The organism is Nocardia pseudovaccinii NBRC 100343, assembly GCF_001613225.1.
In the GTDB taxonomy this organism is placed as follows: Bacteria; Actinomycetota; Actinomycetes; order Mycobacteriales; family Mycobacteriaceae; genus Nocardia; species Nocardia pseudovaccinii.
The window spans coordinates 38,877-57,277 of the sequence record NZ_BDBY01000069.1 but is presented as its reverse complement, the minus strand read 5'-3'; the positions used below and the strand labels follow the sequence as shown (position 1 = coordinate 57,277).

At 64.6% G+C, this 18,401-nt stretch carries 16 protein-coding genes; 13 read left to right on the top strand and 3 right to left on the bottom strand.

Annotated elements, in window-relative coordinates; all coding sequences use genetic code 11:
- Positions 1-223: 223 nt before the first annotated feature.
- Positions 224-1,843, bottom strand: a complete 1,620-nt coding sequence (locus NP3_RS07940) for an MFS transporter (protein WP_063039254.1) — start codon at positions 1,841-1,843, stop codon at positions 224-226.
- A gap of 309 nt (positions 1,844-2,152) precedes the next feature.
- On the opposite strand from NP3_RS07940, the gene NP3_RS07935 reads away from it, so the two are divergent.
- From NP3_RS07935 to NP3_RS07880, 12 genes are all read left to right on the top strand, one after another.
- The gene (locus NP3_RS07935; protein ID WP_063039252.1) at positions 2,153-2,668 is read left to right on the top strand and encodes an MTB12 C-terminal domain-containing protein; all 516 of its coding nucleotides are present in this window, start codon (positions 2,153-2,155) and stop codon (positions 2,666-2,668) included.
- Positions 2,669-2,880: 212 nt separating this feature from the next.
- Positions 2,881-3,690: an SDR family NAD(P)-dependent oxidoreductase gene (locus tag NP3_RS07930; protein WP_063039250.1), complete on the top strand. Its 810-nt coding sequence runs from the start codon at positions 2,881-2,883 to the stop codon at positions 3,688-3,690.
- The gene (locus tag NP3_RS07925) at positions 3,687-3,881 is read left to right on the top strand and encodes a ferredoxin (RefSeq protein WP_063039248.1); all 195 of its coding nucleotides are present in this window, start codon (positions 3,687-3,689) and stop codon (positions 3,879-3,881) included. The genes NP3_RS07930 and NP3_RS07925 overlap by 4 nt, the downstream gene beginning before the upstream one ends.
- Positions 3,882-3,889: 8 nt before the next feature.
- A complete protein-coding gene (locus NP3_RS07920; RefSeq protein WP_174566185.1) occupies positions 3,890-5,128 on the top strand; it encodes a cytochrome P450 in 1,239 nt (412 codons plus the stop codon).
- Between the two features lie 33 nt (positions 5,129-5,161).
- Complete coding sequence (locus tag NP3_RS07915) at positions 5,162-6,334, top strand: amidohydrolase family protein (protein WP_063039244.1); 1,173 nt, start codon at positions 5,162-5,164, stop codon at positions 6,332-6,334.
- On the top strand, positions 6,331-7,566 hold the full coding sequence (locus tag NP3_RS07910; RefSeq protein ID WP_063039242.1) for a M24 family metallopeptidase: 1,236 nt from the start codon (positions 6,331-6,333) through the stop codon (positions 7,564-7,566). The genes NP3_RS07915 and NP3_RS07910 overlap by 4 nt, the downstream gene beginning before the upstream one ends.
- Positions 7,556-8,710 (top strand): M24 family metallopeptidase, encoded by a 1,155-nt coding sequence (locus NP3_RS07905; protein WP_063039240.1) that lies wholly within the window; start codon positions 7,556-7,558, stop codon positions 8,708-8,710. The genes NP3_RS07910 and NP3_RS07905 overlap by 11 nt, the downstream gene beginning before the upstream one ends.
- Positions 8,703-9,659 (top strand): enoyl-CoA hydratase/isomerase family protein, encoded by a 957-nt coding sequence (locus NP3_RS07900; protein WP_063039238.1) that lies wholly within the window; start codon positions 8,703-8,705, stop codon positions 9,657-9,659. The genes NP3_RS07905 and NP3_RS07900 overlap by 8 nt, the downstream gene beginning before the upstream one ends.
- Before the next feature lie 3 nt (positions 9,660-9,662).
- Complete coding sequence (locus tag NP3_RS07895; protein WP_063039236.1) at positions 9,663-12,056, top strand: CaiB/BaiF CoA transferase family protein; 2,394 nt, start codon at positions 9,663-9,665, stop codon at positions 12,054-12,056.
- A complete protein-coding gene (locus NP3_RS07890) occupies positions 12,056-13,729 on the top strand; it encodes an FAD-binding protein (protein WP_063039234.1) in 1,674 nt (557 codons plus the stop codon). The genes NP3_RS07895 and NP3_RS07890 overlap by 1 nt, the downstream gene beginning before the upstream one ends.
- A gap of 213 nt (positions 13,730-13,942) precedes the next feature.
- Positions 13,943-15,418, top strand: coding sequence for a class I adenylate-forming enzyme family protein (locus NP3_RS07885; protein ID WP_063039232.1), 1,476 nt, complete (start codon positions 13,943-13,945; stop codon positions 15,416-15,418).
- Between the two features lie 13 nt (positions 15,419-15,431).
- The gene (locus NP3_RS07880) at positions 15,432-15,740 is read left to right on the top strand and encodes a hypothetical protein (protein ID WP_063039230.1); all 309 of its coding nucleotides are present in this window, start codon (positions 15,432-15,434) and stop codon (positions 15,738-15,740) included.
- Positions 15,741-15,743: 3 nt separating this feature from the next.
- On the opposite strand, the gene NP3_RS07875 is transcribed toward NP3_RS07880, so the two are convergent.
- Both NP3_RS07875 and NP3_RS46530 read right to left on the bottom strand, forming a co-directional pair.
- The gene (locus tag NP3_RS07875; RefSeq protein WP_245720851.1) at positions 15,744-16,139 is read right to left on the bottom strand and encodes a hypothetical protein; all 396 of its coding nucleotides are present in this window, start codon (positions 16,137-16,139) and stop codon (positions 15,744-15,746) included.
- 11 nt (positions 16,140-16,150) lie between these two features.
- Positions 16,151-17,581, bottom strand: coding sequence for an NsdA family TPR-like regulatory protein (locus NP3_RS46530; RefSeq protein WP_157124179.1), 1,431 nt, complete (start codon positions 17,579-17,581; stop codon positions 16,151-16,153).
- Between the two features lie 497 nt (positions 17,582-18,078).
- On the opposite strand from NP3_RS46530, the gene NP3_RS07865 reads away from it, so the two are divergent.
- Entirely contained in the window at positions 18,079-18,375 is a 297-nt protein-coding gene (locus NP3_RS07865) for a DUF6968 family protein (protein WP_063039224.1), read from the top strand.
- Positions 18,376-18,401 lie beyond the last annotated feature (26 nt).

Here is an 18,401-nt window from a genome sequence, read left to right as displayed (position 1 = left end):
CGCGCGCGGGGTCTCGGGGGAGCACCGCGGCGAATCCCGCGGGATGCTGAGAGCGAGGAATATCGGCCCGCGGCAGTGGATTTCGCGCGGGGGTTCGGGGGACCTCCCGCGGATGTCGGTGGGTGCAGGGGGTTGACGACATCCGCGGGAGGTCGAGTCCGCCGACCAGACGTGGGCACGATGGGTGACGGCCGTCGGCGGGGGATTGTGTTGCGGGAGTTGGCTACTCCGTGTGGTCGGCGCCGCCACGCGCCGCTGCGCGGCCGTGCCGCAGGATCACCGCTAGGACCAGTGCGATCACAGCGGTGCCCAATGCGAGCCAGAACGTCTGGGTGTAGCCGCTGTCGGCGAACACCTGCGGTATCGGCTGGACGGCGTGGTTGCCCATGACGTCGATGTTCGCCTTGATCGGGTTGTTGTTGAGCAAGGCCGTGACCACGGCGAGGGAGACCGCCGTGCCGAGGTTGATGGTGACACCGAGCATGCCGGTACTGATGCCCTGCTGTTCCTGCGGTACCGCGTCGACGACGAGATTGGCCACAGCGGCATAGAAGAAGCCGAAACCGATCCCGGACAGCGCGTAGAACACCGAATAGGTGACCCAACTGTAGTCGACCAGGAGATAGCCCACGCCGGCGACCGCGTTGACGGCGAAGCCCATGATCGCCGGTATGCGGGCGCCGTATCGCAGCGCCAGCCAGCCGCCGAGGGGACCGGCGATGACAGCGACGAGCCCGGCCCAGAGTCCGATGTGCAGCGCGTACTGCAACATGGAGAAGCCCTCGCCGTATGTGTAGCTGGGATCGAGGACCACCTTCACCATGTCGACCGGCAGCGTGGCTCCGGTCATCTCATGGGCTTTGGCCACGACACCCTGCGCGACCTGGTCGCGCAGCCCGTCGGCATTCGGGGTCTGGGTCATGTACGCCAATGTCATCGGCTGTATCGCGATGATTCCGACACCGAAGAAGGACATCAGCAGCACCATGCTGACCTTGGGGTTCAACAGCAGCCGCAGGTCGACCATCGGGCGGCTCACTCGGGTTTCCACCACGAAGAACAGTGCCAGCAGGACGAGTCCGCCGACCAGCCAGGCGATGCTGGTCGCGCGGCCCCAACCCCAAGTCTGGCCATTGTCCAGGTAGAGCAGAACCAGCAGCGTACCGCCGGACAACAGCACCGCGCCGAAGGGATCGATCCGATCGCGTACGCGCAGCTTCGATTCCGGGACCACAAGCACGACGAGCAGCGTCATCAGGGCGGTGAAACCGCCCAGACTCCAGAACAACGATCGCCAGGAGAAGTGGTCGAGGAGCACACCGCCGATCACCGGCGCTATCGCAGCGGCGATCCCGATCCCGGCGCCGACGAAGCCGAGCGCGGTCGCCACGAACCGCCGTGGCATCAGATCCCGGATCAGGCCGAAGGCAATGAACTGGCTGGCGACGGCGAACGCCTGCAGACCGCGTCCGACCAGGAACAACGCCCAGTTGTCGGTGACCGCGTCGATCAAACAGCCGACGACGAACAGCACGCCGCACGCTACGAACAGCAGTTTCTTGCCCCAGATGTCGCTCATCTTGCCGAGCAGCGGTGTCGCGGAGGCGCCGACCAGGCCGATCATGATGACCGCCCAGCTGATGTTGGCGCCGACGCTGGGGAAGGTGGCGCTCATATCGTGCAGTGCCGGAACGATCATCGTGTACTGCACGGGGACGACCTCGGTCATCAGCACGATGAGCGCGAGTACCGCGTAGATGCGAAGTCGCGAGGCGTTCTCGAGCCGACCGGTGTCGACGGCGAGGTCGACTTCATCCGGTGGGGGAGTGGTGGTAGCGGACATAGGGCGCTCCAGGGGGAGAAAAACGATGAGTGGGAGTCACACAGCGGCGGCTCTTGGCGGCGGACGATATGAGGTTCGCCACGTCGTCCGCGCGTTCGTCCTACTCACCGGAAATTCGGGCGTTTCCGTGCGGCGACCTTCGGTGATGCGGTCGAGACCGAGGCGTGGCGGTAGTGGTCGGTGTTCTCGGCGCGGTCGCACCGATGCGCCACGAGCGCGCTTTGCCCGCTGAGCGGAACAACGGATATGCGTCGGGTCGCCGGGGGCTTTCATGTGTCTCCCAACACACCCCCTTCACAAGGACGCACCATGACTCATCTGTTCGTTCGCCGGGTACTGGCCACCGCCGGGGCCATGGCAGTGGTCTCGGCAACCGTCATCGGTTGTTCCAGCTCGAACGACGACTCCGCGAGCACCACCACGACGGCGACGAGCGCCGCCGCCGCGGTACAGTCCACTGCCGCACAGGCTGATTCGAACGACCCGGCGGTCAAGGAAATCACCGACGCCTTCGTCGCATTCTTCGACGGCAAGACCCCCGCCGACACGAAAGCCGGTCTCGTGGAGAACGGTTCGACATTCGCCCCGACGCTCGCGGCGCAGGCGAGCAGTCCGATGGCCGCCGGTTCCACGGCGACGGTGTCCAGTGTGAAGCTCGACGACAGCGCGCATGCCTCGGTCACCTACACCGTCCTGATCAACGGCAATCCGGCTCTGCCGAATCAGGCGGGCAAGGCCATCAGCGTGGACGGGAAGTGGAAGGTCGCCGCGGCGACCTACTGCGGTCTGCTGAAGTTGCAGGGCGGCGCTCCAGCCAGCTGCTGATCGCCGCGCTACGGGTCGGTAACTCGGTTTTCTACTGAGTGAGACGGCGACCCGCGAAATTCCCGAGGTCAATAGCATCGGCCCAGAGCGCAGCGCCCGGCGAAACTCGCCGGTCTGCAACGGGATCCGTTGTCGTCCAGAATTTTTCGTATCGCACGCCGAGTGGCGGGTCGCCGACGCTCATTCGGCCGTCGATGAAAGGCATAAACGCTGTGGTGCATGAATTAACCGGCAAAGTCGCCGTCGTTACCGGCGGCGCGGCGGGAATCGGCGAGGCCATTGTCGAGCGGTTCGCGGCCGAAGGCGCCAGGGTCGTCCTCGCCGACCGGGACTCCGATCGCGGGGAACAGCTGGCGGAACGCCTTGGCACGGACGTCATCTTCACCAAGACCGATGTCGCCGATCCCGAGCAGGTCACCCAGCTGGTCGCCACCGCCGTCGAACGGTTCGGCGGTCTCGACATCATGGTCAACAACGCGGGTATTTCCGGCGCGATGCATGCCGGATTCCTCGACGACGACCTCGCCGATTTCCATCAGGTGCTCGGTGTCAACCTGCTCGGAGTGATGGCGGGAACGCGGGAAGCGGCACGCCACATGGTTGCCAACGGCGGCGGCTCGATCATCAATCTGTCGTCGATCGGCGGAATTCAGGCCGGTGCCAGCGTGATGTCGTATCGCGCATCCAAAGCGGCGGTAATACATTTCACCAAATCGGCCGCGATGGAATTCGCCGCTTTCGATATCCGAATCAACTGCATCGCACCCGGAAACATACCGACGTCGCTGCTCGCCTCGGCCGTCGCGAACATGAGTGCGGAGGACGCCGAAAGGTTTGTCGGCGCCGCCCGCGAGATCATGCGAAATAACAAACCGCTGCGGCGAGACGGCGAAGCTCGCGATGTCGCCGAGGCCGCACTGTATTTCGGCAGCGACCGGTCGGCGTATGTGACGGGCACGATTCTACCGGTCGACGGTGGCACCGTCGCGGGCATGAAGAGCCAGGTCAAGGACGTTCGATGAAAGTGATTGTCGACCAAGGCAAATGCCTCGCGAACGGTCAGTGCGCACTGTACGCGGGCGAGGTATTCGACCAACGCGACGAGGACGGCGTCGTCGTCCTCCTGAACGAACGTCCTGCGCCGGAGCAGGCCGACGCCGTCCATCAGGCCGCCGACGCCTGTCCCGCACGCGCCATCCATATCGAGGAATGACGGAGACCATGTCCGAAACATCGATCGGAACCGCCACCGATGCCGCCGTGCCCCAGTATCCGATGGAGCGCTCGATGCGCTGCCCCTTCGCGCCGCCACCACAGCTGCTCGATATGGCGGCCGCGAAACCGTTGAGCAGAGTACGGATCTGGGACGGCAGTGAGCCGTGGGTAGTCACCGGATACACCGAAGCGCGGTCGCTTTTCTACGATCCGCGGGTCAGCGTCGACGACCGCCGCCCCGGGTTCCCACACTGGAACGAGGGCATGAAGGCGATGTCGGACTCGCGCCCGGCATCGGTGTTCAACCGGGACCTGGAGGAACACGCCCGGTACCGGCGAATGCTGACGAAACCGTTCGCGCTCAAGCGCGTCGAGGCATTGCGGCCGGTGATCCAGAAAATCACCGACGAGCACATCGACGCCATACTCGCCGGTCCGCAACCGGCCGATATCGTCGCGGCGCTGGCCCTGCCGATGCCGTCGCTGGTCATCAGTGAACTGCTGGGCGTGCCCTACGCCGACCACGAATTCTTCCAGCGCCACAGCGATGTCGGACTCGGTCGGTACACCACAGCGGAGGAGTCACAGCAAAACGTCCTCGGCTTGCTCAACTATCTGGCGGAGCTGACGGAGGTCAAGGCCGAGAATCCCGCCGAGGACGCGATATCGGATCTGGCGGAACGGGTCAAGGCCGGTGAGATCGATAAGTGGGAGGCCGCGATGCAGGGCGTCGGCCTGCTCGTCGCGGGGCACGAGACTACCTCGAACATGATCGGTCTCGGTGTGCTCGCCCTGCTGGAGCATCCCGAACAGCTGGCGGTCGTCCGCGACACCGACGATCCGAAGGTACTGGCCAACGCTGTCGAGGAACTGCTGCGGTATCTCAGCATCATCCACACCGGGCAGCGGCGAGTTGCCATGGCGGACATCGAAATCGGTGGCGAAGTGATCCGGGCGGACGAAGGCATCATCATCGACCTGTCTCCGGCGAACTGGGATCCGAACACTTTTCCGGAACCGGACCGGCTGGATACCGACCGGGCCAATGCCAATCAGAACATGGCATTCGGACACGGACGGCATCAATGCGTCGGCCAGCAGCTTGCCCGCGCGGAGCTGCAGATCGTCTTCCAGACACTGTTCCGGCGCATTCCGACGCTGCGGCTGGCGACGACCGTCGACCAGATCGACTTCAAACACGACCGGCTGGCCTACGGGGTCTACGAGCTGCCGGTCGAGTGGTGACCAATTCCGACAAGAAACGCATGGAGGCAAGTGATGTCAAGCCCGACGAAGAACGTCTCGTTATATCCCCCCGAGGGCTACGGCGCGCCGAAGAACCGGCACGGCAACGCCACCGGTGAGGTAGGTCTGCCCCCGGGGACGGAGGTGTTCTCGGCCGATAATCACATCTCGCTCTCGGACGATATTTTCTTCCAGTATCTTCCCGAGGAGCTGAAGGCTCAGGCGCCGCGGATCTGGTACGAGGAAGGCGCCTATCAGGTCGGCGCAGTCGGACATTCGTTCCTGCCACCTGAATTCAGCGCCGTCCTGATGCAGTACGACGACCTCGTCGGCGCGGCAAGCGGCAACCTCGAGGCCCGTATTCAGCAGCTCGCCGAAGACGGCGTCTACAAGGAACTGGCGTTTCCGAACGCCGTCCTCGCGCTGTTCTTCCATTCCGACAAGGAGATGCGCGAGCGTCTGTTCCGGATCTACAACCAGTACATGGCGGGCCTGCAGGAGCGCTCCAAGGGACGGTTCTACGCCGCGGGCCTGATCAACTGGTGGGATCCGGCGGGTACGCGCCGGACCCTGGAAGAGCTGAAGTCGTTGGGGCTCAAGACTTTCCTGCTGCCACTCAATCCGGGTACCGATGCCGACGGCAACCAGATCGACTACGCGAGTACGGCGATGGACCCGGTGTGGGACGAGATCGAAGCATCGGGCGTGCCCATTTCCCATCACATCGGGGAGACCGGGCTCAAGGCGCCCTGCGAGTTCAACACCATCGTGGTCGGGATGATGGTCAATGTCGATTCGTTCCGGGAGATGTTCGGCAGGTACATCTTCTCCGGCATTCTCGACCGGCATCCGAAACTGAAGATCGGCTGGTTCGAGGGCGGGATCGCCTGGGTTCCGTCGGCACTGCAGGACGGCGAACATCTGTACGCGTCCTACCAGCACATGTGCGAGCCGAAACTGCGGCACGACGTGCGCTACTACTGGAAAAAGCATATGAGTGCCGCGTTCATGGTGGATCCGCTCGGCTTGCGCCTGATCGACCAGATCGGCGTGGACAACGTGATGTGGTCCACCGACTACCCGCACAACGAAAGCACTTTCGGCTATTCGGAGAAGTCGCTGCAGCTGGTCGTCGACGCCGTCGGCCCGGAAAAGGCAGCACAAATCGTCAGCGGCAATATCAAGAAATTCCTGGGTATCGAATGACTAATTCTCCGACAGCGGTAGGGACGTCGATCCGGATTCCGGACGAACCGGATCGCGCCCGCATGCGGCGCGAAACCGGAGCCCGGTTGCGGGCGGCGATGGCGGAGCAGGGCGTGGATGCGCTGGTTCTGCTCGAAGATCAATCCGTCATGTATGCGACCGGAGCGAGCTGGCCGCTCGGCGATGCCGGTCTGTCGCATATCGAGTGCCCGGTCGCGGTGGTCCTGGTGGACGACGAGTGGCCGCATCTGTTCATGCCTTTCCGTGAGGGCGCGGCCACCGAAACGGAGTTGCCCGCGGACTACGTTCACGGACCGGTATATCTCGAATTCGACGAAGGCGTAACGGATTTCGCGCGGATACTGGCCGAGATCGTCCCCGGCGGGGCGAGGGTGGCCGTGGACCAGTCCACGGGTGCGATGCGACGCGCGGAGCAGAAATTGTTCCCGTCCGGGTCGCCCACCGACGCCGCCCTGGTGCTCAGCGCGGCGAAATTGGTCAAGACCCAGGACGAGCTGGCCTGCATCCGCACGGCGTGCCGGATTACCGACACCGCGATGGTCGATGTCCACGCGGCGCTGGCACCCGGAATCCGGCAGATCGACCTGTCGGCGGCCTTCGTGCGGCGGGCATTCGAACTCGGCGCCACCGCCAATATTCTCGACCCCATCTGGCAGGTAATGCCGGAAAGCAAGGCAGAAGGCGTCTGGACCGTACACGCCGATCTCGCGCTGCCCTTGCTGACGACCGAACGCGAGCTGGCACGCGGCGATGTCCTGTGGACCGACGTGAGCATCAGCTACGGCGGGTACTGCTCCGACTTCGGCCGGACCTGGGTGGTCGGCCAGGACCCGACCCCGAGGCAGCAGGCGCAATTCACCAGATGGCGGGAGATCCTGGACGCGGTGCTCGCGGTAACTCGCGCCGGAGCCTCGCTGAATGAACTGGCCAGGGCGGCCATCGACGCCAACGGCGGTAAAAAGCCCTGGCTGCCCCACTTCTATCTGGGGCACGGCATCGGCGTCGGCCCCGCCGAAATGCCCATGATCGGCACGGATCTGGGCGAAGACTTCGACAAGAACTTCGTCCTCGCGCCGGGCACGGTGGTGGTGCTGGAACCGGTGGTGTGGGAGGACGGCACCGGGGGCTACCGCAGCGAGGAGATCATCGTGATCACCGAGGAAGGCTTCATTCCGTTGACCGACTACACCTACGCGCCCTATGGCAACTGAAATCCTGGCCGACGAACGCGCACTCCGTCTCGGGCGACGGGAGCGCGTGCTGGCCCAGATGGAAGCCCACGACCTCGACCTGCTCGTACTGGGCAGGCAGGCCAATATTCGCTATGTCACCGGCACACCGCAGCTGTGGACGGCGGGGACCAGGCCGTTCGGTCCCGGATGCGTCCTGGTCCGCGAAACCGGCGACATTCATCTGTTGAGCACCTGGGACGAAGGCGTTCCCGAGGACATTCCGCACGAAAACCTGTACGGGATCATGTGGAATCCGCTCAACCTCGTGGGGGTGCTGCGCCAGATCGGCGGTGCCGCCACCGCCAGGCGGGTGGGTACCGATGCCCTGTCCCCGCTGTTCTCCCAGTTCCTGCCGATGGCATTTCCCCAGGCGGAACTGGTCGACGGCGAACAGGCCATGCGTGCCGCCCGGCGGATCAAGACTCCCGAAGAAATTGTGGTGCTTCGGGATTCGATCCGCATCGCGGAAGCGGGCCTGGCGGCGGCGGTCGCCGAACTGCGGCCCGGGGTCAGCGAGAAGACCCTGACCGGAGTCATGCTGCAGGCGATGGCGGCAGGGGGCATGAGCACCCCGGCCACCCAGGACGCCGCGTGGGTGACCGCTCCGGACCACCCGTGGCGGCGCGCGTCCGGTGACCGGCGCGCGCAGGCCGGTGACCTGGTGGCCTTCTCCGCGGGCGTCATCGGCAACGGCTACATCGCCCAGATCGGCCGTACCTGGCCGACGTGGGCGCCGAAGGACGGCACAAGTGCCCTCTACGAGCGGTGGGATCAGCTGTGGTCGCGCCTGCTCGCCGCCTGTCGGCCGGGTCGGCTCGCCGCCGAATTCCTCAGCGCTTACGAGGCCGCCGGTGAACCGCTGCCGCCGCTGCCGGTGGCCCATGCACTGGGTCTGGGGTTCGATGCACCCGTTGTGTCGCAACAACTTCCGGCCACCGCCGCCGCGGAGCACCTGGAACCCGGGATGGTGCTCGCCGTCACCGGCTACGTCTGGGAGCAGGGCATCGGGGCCGTCTTCGGACGGGAGATGGTGCTCGTCACCGCCGACGGACCCGAGGTGCTGACTTCCGGCCCGTCGTGGAACAGCCACGCGGGCACCGCGATTGGAGCATCGAATGAGTGAGTCCGTGCCTTCGGCCGAGGAAATCATCCTCTACGAGAAGGATCCCAAAACCCGGATCGCGACGATCACCTTCAATCGGCCCGACCACCTCAATGCGCCGACCATCGCCGCCCGGGTGCGCTATGCCGACCTGTTGCACCGCGCCAGTGTCGACGACGACGTCAAGGTGCTCGTAATCCGTGGCGAGGGCGACGATCTCGGCACCGGTGCCGACCTGCCGGAATTCATGGCGGCACACACCAGCCCCGATCAGGGGCCCAAGCTCGCCGAATTCCGCATCGGCGCGGACGAAGTCACCTATCCGCCCCAGAATTCGTTCCGGCACGGCGCGACGCTCAGTTCGTGGTATGCCAACTCCCACTCCGGAATTCGCAGCCTCCAGGATTTCAAGAAGATCAGCATCCTGGAGGTGAAGGGCTACTGCTACGGGTGGCACTTCTATCAGGCCGCCGACGCCGATCTGGTGATCTCCTCCGACGACGCGCTGTTCGGGCATCCGGCCTTCCGCTACGTCGGGTGGGCGCCGCGGATGTGGTGGTGGGCGCAGACCATGGGCCTGCGCAAATTCCAGGAGATGGTGTTCACCGGGCGGGCGTTCACCGCCGCCGAAATGTACCAGTGCAACTTCCTCAACAGCGTCGTCCCGAGGGACCAGCTGGAAGCGGAAGTCGACAAATACGCACAGGCCTGTGCCAGCAACCGGCCGACGGACACGGTGTTCATGCAGAAGACCTTCTTCGAGTACATGAAGCAGTACCAGGGCGAGTACCTGGGCAGCATGATCGCCGGGCTGTTCGAGACGGTCGGCGGCTTCGCCGCGCCCGACACCGACGACATGATGTTCGACCAGGCCATGAATCGCGGAATCAATAACGCGGTCAAGGACAACGACAGCAAATTCCCGCCGGAATGGCGGCTGAGCAAGCGCGCTCGGGAGCGGAAGGACTAGCTCGTGGAACCGCTCGATGGTTACGTGGTCGTCGATTTCTCCAGTGGGATCGCGGGTGCCTACTGCACCAAACTGCTGGCCGACGCTGGTGCCGAGGTCGTCAAAGTCGAAGCGCCGGAAGGTGATCGGCTGCGAACCTGGTCGGCATCGCACACCGAAATAGCGCCCGGCGCCGACGGTGCGCTGTTCGGTTTTCTCGCGTGCTCGAAGCACAGTGTCGTCGCCGATCCGGATGAGATCGACTTCGTGGACCGGCTGTTGGCAGGGGCGGACGCGGTGGTCTGGAGTCGCGGATCGAGTGTCGCGGAGCATCCGTCGTTCACTCCGGAAGCCATTCATGACCGGCATCCCCATCTGACGGTCACCTCGATCACCCCATTCGGTCTGCACGGTCCCTGGCAGGACCGACCGGCTACCGAGTTCACGCTGCAGGCGTGGTCGGGCGGGATCATCGGGCTCGGTCGCGGCGCGCCGGACCGTGCTCCGGTCTATGTCGGCGGTCGAATCGGCGAGTGGGTTGCCGGGGCCTATGCCGCCGCGGGCACCCTGGCATCGCGGGTGCGGACACTCGGTACCGGGGTGGGCGAGCTGGTCGACCTTTCCATGCTCGAGACCCAAATTCTCAGTCTCACTTACTATTCCGTGACCTTCTTCGAGGCGCTGAGGCGGCTGATGCGGCCGGGTCGCGGGCTCATGGTGCCCGGCGTGGCCAGTGCCAAGGACGGCATGGTGGCCGTCGGATGCGGGACCGCCCAGCAGTGGTTCGACCTGTGCGCGATGGTCGGGCATCCGGAGTGGATCGATGAGAGCGCGCCATTCTCGATCAGCGGGCGGGCGGGCGACCTGGCCAGTGAGATCGCCCCGTGGTTCGCCGAGCACACCGTGGAGGAAATCCGGGAGCTGGCAACGGCTTTCAGAATTCCCAATTCCCTGGTGGCCAATGGCGAGAACATCGCCGAAATGGAGCATTACCTGGCGCGCGGATCATTCGTGGCCAACCCCCGCGACGGCTACACCCAACCCGCGCCGCCGTTCCGCTTGGGATCCGAGCCACCGCCCGAGCCTCGGCCCGCCCCGCGCCTCGACGAGCACGGGGAACGGTATCGCGCCACACCCCCGGCCGCTCGCCGAGACACCGCGAAAGGGTTGCCCTTCAACGGACTTCGCGTGCTGGATATGACCGCGTTCTGGGCCGGGCCGTCCTGCACGCACTTGCTCGCCATGCTCGGTGCCGAAGTGATCCACATCGAGTCGACCACCCGGCCCGACGGAACCCGGCTCATCGCCGGTGTCCCGCTCAGCGAGGAACAGTGGTGGGAACGCTCGCCGATATTCTCGAGCCTGAACACCAATAAGAAGAGCGTGACGCTGGACTTCCGAAGCGAGCGCGGGATCGAGGTGCTGCACCGGCTGATCCAGAGCTGCGACGTGATCGTCGAGAACTACACCCCGCGGGTGCTCGAGCAGATCGGGCTCGGCTACGAGAAGGTGCGCAGCCTGCGTCCCGACGCGATCATGGTCCGGATGCCGGGATTCGGCCTCGACGGGCTTTGGCGGGACAACCCGGCCTTCGCCTACATCATCGAGGACGCGTCCGGACTCACCTGGTTGACCGGCCATCCCGATCAGAACCCGGTCGAGCCGTTCTCGATCGGCGATCCGAATGCCGGTCTGCACGCCCTCAACGCGCTGCTGCTCGCGCTGGAACACCGGCGGCGCACCGGCGCGGGCATGCTCGTCGAGGCGGCGATGGTGGACGCCGCGATGAACGTCGCCGCCGAACAGGTGATCGAGCACTCCGCATACGGGCAACTCCTTGTGCGCGACGGTAATCGGGGCCCGGAGGCGGCGCCGCAGAACCTCTATCGAACCGCCGACATCGACGAATACGGCGGCAACGACTCCTGGGTCGCGGTCGCGGTGGCCACCGATGAGCAATGGTCGGGCCTGCGCGATGCGATCGGTCGGCCGGACTGGGCGATGGAGCTGGAGCTGTCCACCGCCAGCGGGCGCCGCGAGCAGCACGATCTCATCGACAAGAATCTCGCCGCGTGGTGTGGGCAGCGCAGCGCGGGCGAGATCGTCCAAATCCTATGGGACGCTGGAGTTCCGGTGGCCAAAGTGATGCAACCGCATCGTGTCGCCGAATTGCCGCAGCTCGAGTCGCGCGGCTTCTATGAATACGTCGAGCATCCGGTGAACCCGACGGTCCGGCACAGCACAGTGCCGTTCACGCTGTCGGACGGCCCCGAGCGGTGGCACACGCGCCACGCGCCGTTGCTCGGTGAGCACAACCAGGAAGTGCTGGCGGGACTCGGACTCAGTGCATCCGAGATCGCCGCACTGGAAAACGACGGTGTCATCGGGCAGGCGCCCGCAATGGGCAGGGGAAAGTGATGAACGACTGGGACCATACAACCGACTTCCTGGTCGTCGGCAGCGGCGCCGGGGTCGTCGGGGCATTGCGTGCCCGTGCCCTCGGCAAAGATGTTCTCGTCGTGGAGAAGTCCGACCTGCTCGGCGGATCGACCTGCATGTCGGGTGGCGTGATGTGGCTGCCCAACAATCCACTCATGCGGCGCGAGGACGTATCCGATTCGCTCGACACCGCCCTGGCCTATTTCGACTCCGTCGTCGGTGATGCGGGCCCGGCATCGTCTCCGGCCCGCCGACTGACCTACATCAATTCCGGAATCGAGATGGTCGGGTTCCTCGAATCCGAGGGGCTGAAATTTCGGCGTTGCGAAGGATACAGCGACTACTACGCCGGGGTCCGGGGCATCGAAGGCGGATCTGCGCGCGGGCGATCGATCGAACCGGAGATCTTCGACAAGAAGAAACTCGGTGCGTGGTGCGACCGGATCCGGCCCGGCTTCGCGGGCGGCATGGTGATCTACACCGTGGAGGCGGCCCCGATGTCGTTGATGCGCACGCGAATCGGCATGGCCACCATGGCCAGGGTCGGGCGGCGCACCGTCGGCGGGCGCATTCGCGGACAGAAGTTGGCGGCCAACGGCGCGGCATTGATCGCCCGGTTGGTCGACGCCCTCCTGCGGCGCGAGATCCCGATCTGGACCGAGTCCGCGCTCACCGATCTCGTCGTCGAGGACGGCCGTGTCGTCGGTGCCGTCATCCATCGCGACGGCCGGGATGTGCGCGTGCGTGCCCGGGACGGAATCCTGCTCGCCGCAGGCGGTTTCGCCCGCAATGAGACGATGCGCAAGGAGCATTCGGACGGGCTTCCCGTCGGCGCCGAATGGACCTCGTCCAACCCGGGGGACACCGGCGAGGCAATCCGGATCGCGCAGGGTCTCGGTGCCGCGACCGACATGCTGAACGAGGCGTGGTGGATGCCTTCGTGGATCATGCCCGACGGCACCCCCGGCATGTGCCTGTCCGAACGATGCAAGCCGGGCTCGCTCATCGTCGATGCGCAGGGCCTTCGATACTTCAACGAGGCGTGCTCGTATCAGGAAGCCGGTCAGCAGATGTACGCGCGGCACCGCGAGAACAGCGCGGCGATTCCGTCCTGGCTCATCATCGATTCGCGCCACCGGTCGCGCTATCCGTTCGGGATGGCTCCCGCGGGCTTGACGCCGAAGCAGTTGATCAGGGGCGGTACGCTGAAGCGCGCTGACACCCTGGAAGATCTTGCGCGCCAATGCGATATCCCCGCCGATGCGTTGCGGCAGACTGTGGATCGATTCAACGGATTCGCCGAAACCGGTGTCGATGAGGACTTCCATCGCGGGGAGGGCGACCATGAGCGGTTCTATGGCGACCGCACCCACCAGCCGAACCCTAGCCTGGGTCCGATCGAGAAGGGGCCGTTCTACGCGGCGGCGCTGTACCCCGGAGATATCGGTACCAGTGGCGGGTTGCTCTGTGACGAGTTCTCCCGCGTATTGAATGCCGACGGGGAGCCGATCGGCGGCCTGTATGCGACGGGCAATTGCACTGCCTCCGTGATGGGACGCAAGTATCTCGGAGCCGGGGCGAGTATCGCCGCCTCCGCGGTATTCGGTTATGTCGCAGCGAATCACGCCTCCTCGGACGACGGGGTGGCCTGATGCCCGGGGCCGAAACGCCTGTGCGGCGCCGACCCTCTTTCCGGCATGCTCTCAGCGGACATTCGCCGAAGCCGTCGGGCCATCGCGGGAATGTGGATGCGGGCCGAAGGCGTGCCGGAATGACGGGTTTCGTCATCGACTGTGCTGAACGAGGCGACCGGCTCGTCCCGTCCCGATCCGTCACCGCCATGCATTCCGAAAGTTGTTGAAGACATGCATCTCTCAGCGATGGTCGAGATGATCGAGTCGGGCTTCGCCGACCGTATCCTGCTGGGCGACGCCGACCGGCGACTCACCGGGGCCGAACTCGGTGCCCTGGCAAAGGGCGCAGCAGCGACGCTACGCGATTCTCCCGCGCTTGTGTATGCGGGGGAGAACCATCCGCTGCTGCCGGTGGCTCTGTTGGCCGCAGCGTGCGCGGGGGTGCGGTTCGTGCCGGTGAACTACCGGTTGGACGACACTCAACTGAACAGCCTGATCGAACGGCAGCCCGAGGCACTTGTGCTGGCGGACGCTGTCACCGCGCCGCGAGTGACAGCAGGTGCAGTCGTTTTCGATGACTGGCTGGCCGGTCTGCCCACCGACGTGCCGCCCCCGGATCCGCGGTTCGACGACGACGCGGTGGCGGTCGTGCTGTACACCAGCGGCACAACCGCCGCCCCGAAGTCGGCGCTACTCCGGCACCGCCACCTCATGGCCTACCTGCTGAGCACCGTCGAATTCGGCAGCGCCGATCCCGAAGAGGCAGTACTGGTTTCAGTGCCGCCATACCACGTCGCAGGCGTCGCCAACATGCTGTCGAATATGTTCGCGGGCCGTCGCCTGGTGTATCTGCGCGCCTTCGATCCAGCGGCATGGCTCGAGACGGTCCGCATGGAAGCCGTAACCAATGCGATGGTGGTCCCGACAATGCTGGCGCGCATAGTGGACGCGGTAGCCGGATTCGACAGCGCGCCCCTCCCGACACTGCGCTCCCTCTCGTATGGCGGCGCGAGAGTATCCGAACGCATACTGCGCGAAGCACTTACGCGATTCCCCGACGTCGGATTCGTCAACGCGTACGGCTTGACCGAAACAGCGTCGACAATCGCCGTCCTCGGCCCCGAAGACCACCGAGCCGCCCTGCATTCCGACGACCCACAGATCCAAGCCCGCTTATCCTCAGCAGGCCAGGTCCTCCCCACGATCGAGATCGAGATCCGCGACGACGACGGCCGCGCCCTACCCCCGGGCAAATCGGGCATCATCTTCCTACGCGGAGACCAGATCTCCGGCGAGTACGCCACCGGCAGCCTGCTAGACGTCGACGGCTGGTTCTGCACCCGCGACAAAGGCCACGTGGACCCCGACGGATACCTGTACATCGAAGGCAGAGCCGACGACACGATCATCCGAGGCGGCGAAAACATAGCTCCCGCCGAAATCGAAGAAGTCCTCCTGTCCCACCCAGCCGTAGCCCAGGCCTGCGTAGTCGGCCCCCCGAGCGACGAGTGGGGCCAAACCCTCGCCGCCGCAGTAGTCCTGCGCCCAGGCGCCGTCGCAACCGACGATGAATTACGCACCCTCGTCCGGTCCCGCCTCCGCGGCTCGAAAACCCCGGAAACAATCGTCTTCCGAAACTCCTTGCCGCACACCGACACCGGAAAACTCCTCCGCAGACTCGTCCTCGAAGAACTGAGCGCCCCTTAGAGAGGGAGAACCCATGCCCCTATCCCTGAAACCCGGCACCCGCGTCTTCAGCGCAGTCGATTCAACAGAGCTGATTGTTGTCAAAGTCCCCGCCGATCCAATCGAACTCACCATCGGTGGCGCTCCCGCAGTCCTCTCCGCCGCGGAAAAGTACGGCTCCACCCCGAACGCGTCCAACGGTGGCACTGCTATCGGCAAGCGCTACACCAACGCTGATGCAACAGTCGAATTGCTCTGCACTAAGCCAGGTCCCGGTGTCCCGGCCATAAATGGTGAGGTGCTGGTGCTCAAGGAAGCCCGGCCGCTCCCAGCATCGGATTGACCACTACGAATTGGTCGCAGCCTCGGACGCTGTCACGTCGCGCTCGATCGCCTCGAAGACGCCGACATCGGTTTTCTGCTGCCACTCAGGCAGTTGATCCCAAGGCGCGATGTAGCCCGGTTTCGGGTCTGGGATACGCGCCAGAATTTGTCCGATCCAGCAGATCGCGACAAATTGCCCTTTCAACTCTGGGTTCAAACGGGTCGTGGCGCCATCGGTGAGCTTGATGAAGTCGACCACTTGACGGTAGACCGCCGCCGCACTGGCACGCTCCCATTCCGGCGTGTTCTCCCACGGCGTGATGTAACTGTCCTTCGGCGTACCGGGGTAATGAGTGGTGACGCCGGTGATCCACGCTTCGCGAAAGACCTTGCCGCCGTGATCGTTTGCGCTACTCACAGTGCTCCTCATCAGTGTGTGGATGACGTTGCCAGCCTAGTTATTTCACGCTCCAGGTGGGCCACATGACGATCGGCTTGTAATTCACCTAGACGTGGCCGCAACTGCTCGAGCCGTCGCCAGAGGTATCCAGACCGGGTGCGACGAGCGATGTCGACACTCGCGCTGCCGTACGACACTGTTTGCACTGGATCACCCCGAAGTGCCCCGGCTGCGGCCAAGTCAATGAGCACACTGGCCCGGCGTCGTGTGGACAGCGGACGCTCCAGAAGCGGTGTCAGGATGCGTTCGGCCGGCTCGGGTTGGCCAAGTTGAATCAGGCAGCTGGCTTGCTCTTCGTCGATGCGTGCCCCCGAGAAGCGTAGCCAGCCCAGCGATGGCGTCTCACCCAGTTCGAGCACTCCCCGGGCCGCGTCGAAGGCACGCTGGCATTCGTCGGCCTCGCCTCGCCCCGCCTGGACTTGGGCTCGCACACTCTCGATCCAATAGCGCGTTGGGAGAAGACTGTCGCCCCGACGAGCCACCTCGGCCGCCTCCTCCACCAGCGGCAGAGCATCATCAAATCTGTTGTCGAAAATGCCGATGTAAGCATGGCGCGTCAACGCGCAGGCCCACAGATCGTGGGCGCGAGCGTTGGCCGCGAATGTGCCGGACAAGGCATAGCAGTGGGCAGCTTCCGTCAAGTGGTTGCCGTCGAGCAAAATTTCGCCGGTCAGTTGGAGAGCGTCAGCGATCAGTTCGAGCTGACGACGGCCGAGCTTGGCGCTATGGGAACTGCGGAGCCCGTCAACCAGGACGGTCAGGTGTTCACGAGCAGCACTGAAGATCGCCGCCTTCGTCTCCGCCTCGCCGTAGTTCTTCCAGAGCAACCGATTGAGGCTGGCGTACTGATCGAGGACGCCAGCGTCGACATGGCCCGACGCCACCGTGAACTGCACGCGATCCCAGTCGACAACCACCGGCGTGACAAGCGCGGTTGTGGCGATGCTGAGGAGCCGCAACAGTTCGCGTCGGTTCATGTCCGTAATCTCCGTGGGGTAGTCACCGCCGGGTATGGCGGGGTGGCTGTCCTCCACAGTAGTCGGCACGGTCGTACCAACAAACGGGCTGGTCGGGTTTCGAGGCGGATCGTAGCTGGTCAGCTGATGTTTTGTCGCTTCCTTTCGGCGAAGCGCTTGGTGCCGCTCTCGCCAGGAGGCTTCGCCCTCGACCAAAATTTGCTCGAACCGGGCACGATCGTCAACCGTCGCACGCTGGTCAAGCGTGGTGTCGAGAATCGCCTGAGTGTTTGAACGCGGCTTGACCGCACCCAAACCTGTCCGCCAGTTGATAACCGTGGTGGTCTCGATGCCGAGTAGCACGGCAAAATCGCGGACTGATCGCCGCATAGCTTCCTGCAGCGCCGCCGCCTCGAACCCGGTCCACTCCCGCCCTCTCACCATGGCCCCACCTACGTTACGTCGCCTGACCTGGGCAAACACACACGGTAGCCAAACACTACCCCACCGATACACGATCGCGCCGAAAACGCCCGCACCGCGACCCTTAGGAGGTAACACCGACAGCTCTCGAAGGGGGATTTCCCATGCTTCGCAACATCTTTCGCGTTTGTCTCCTGGCCGCAGCTCTGACTGGATCGGTACTCATTGGCATCGGGGACGGATCGGCCACACCAACGCCTGCCCGCTGTACTGCCACGGTCGTGGTGCATACCGGTGTGCCGGAATCCGTCAAAGAGTGGTGCGAGCACCAGTATTACGACGAACTCATCCCCGGCTGTCAAGCGCGCTTCAGCACCTCGGATAGGCGGCGAGAGTGCTACGAACTGATAGCCCAGTGGTACGCCGATTGCCTTGCAGGCAAACACAATCCCTTCCGTTGGGCCACACTCACGCTGCCGTATGCCACGCTGCCCCCACAGACGGCATAGGATTGTCAGATGCCGATCAGCTGGGAGTTGGGCGAGCCGATTGCCGTCCGAACACTGCATCGAGGCGACGAACCTGTCACGGTCGAGATCGGTTCGCCGCAGTCGTATCTGGAGAGCGAGGATTATTTCTGCCCTTTCCGGATCAGCGGAAAAGAGCTGCTGGAGGAGGGCTACACGGTCGGGGTCGATTCCGTCCAGGCACTCACGTTGACGCTGGCGCGAATTGGCGATGTGCTGGCCGCCAGCGGTGACGCATTCACCTTCGTCGGCAGTTCGGATCTAGGATTTCCTCGCACTGCGCGGTAGTCCACACCGACGCACAACGCGAGCCC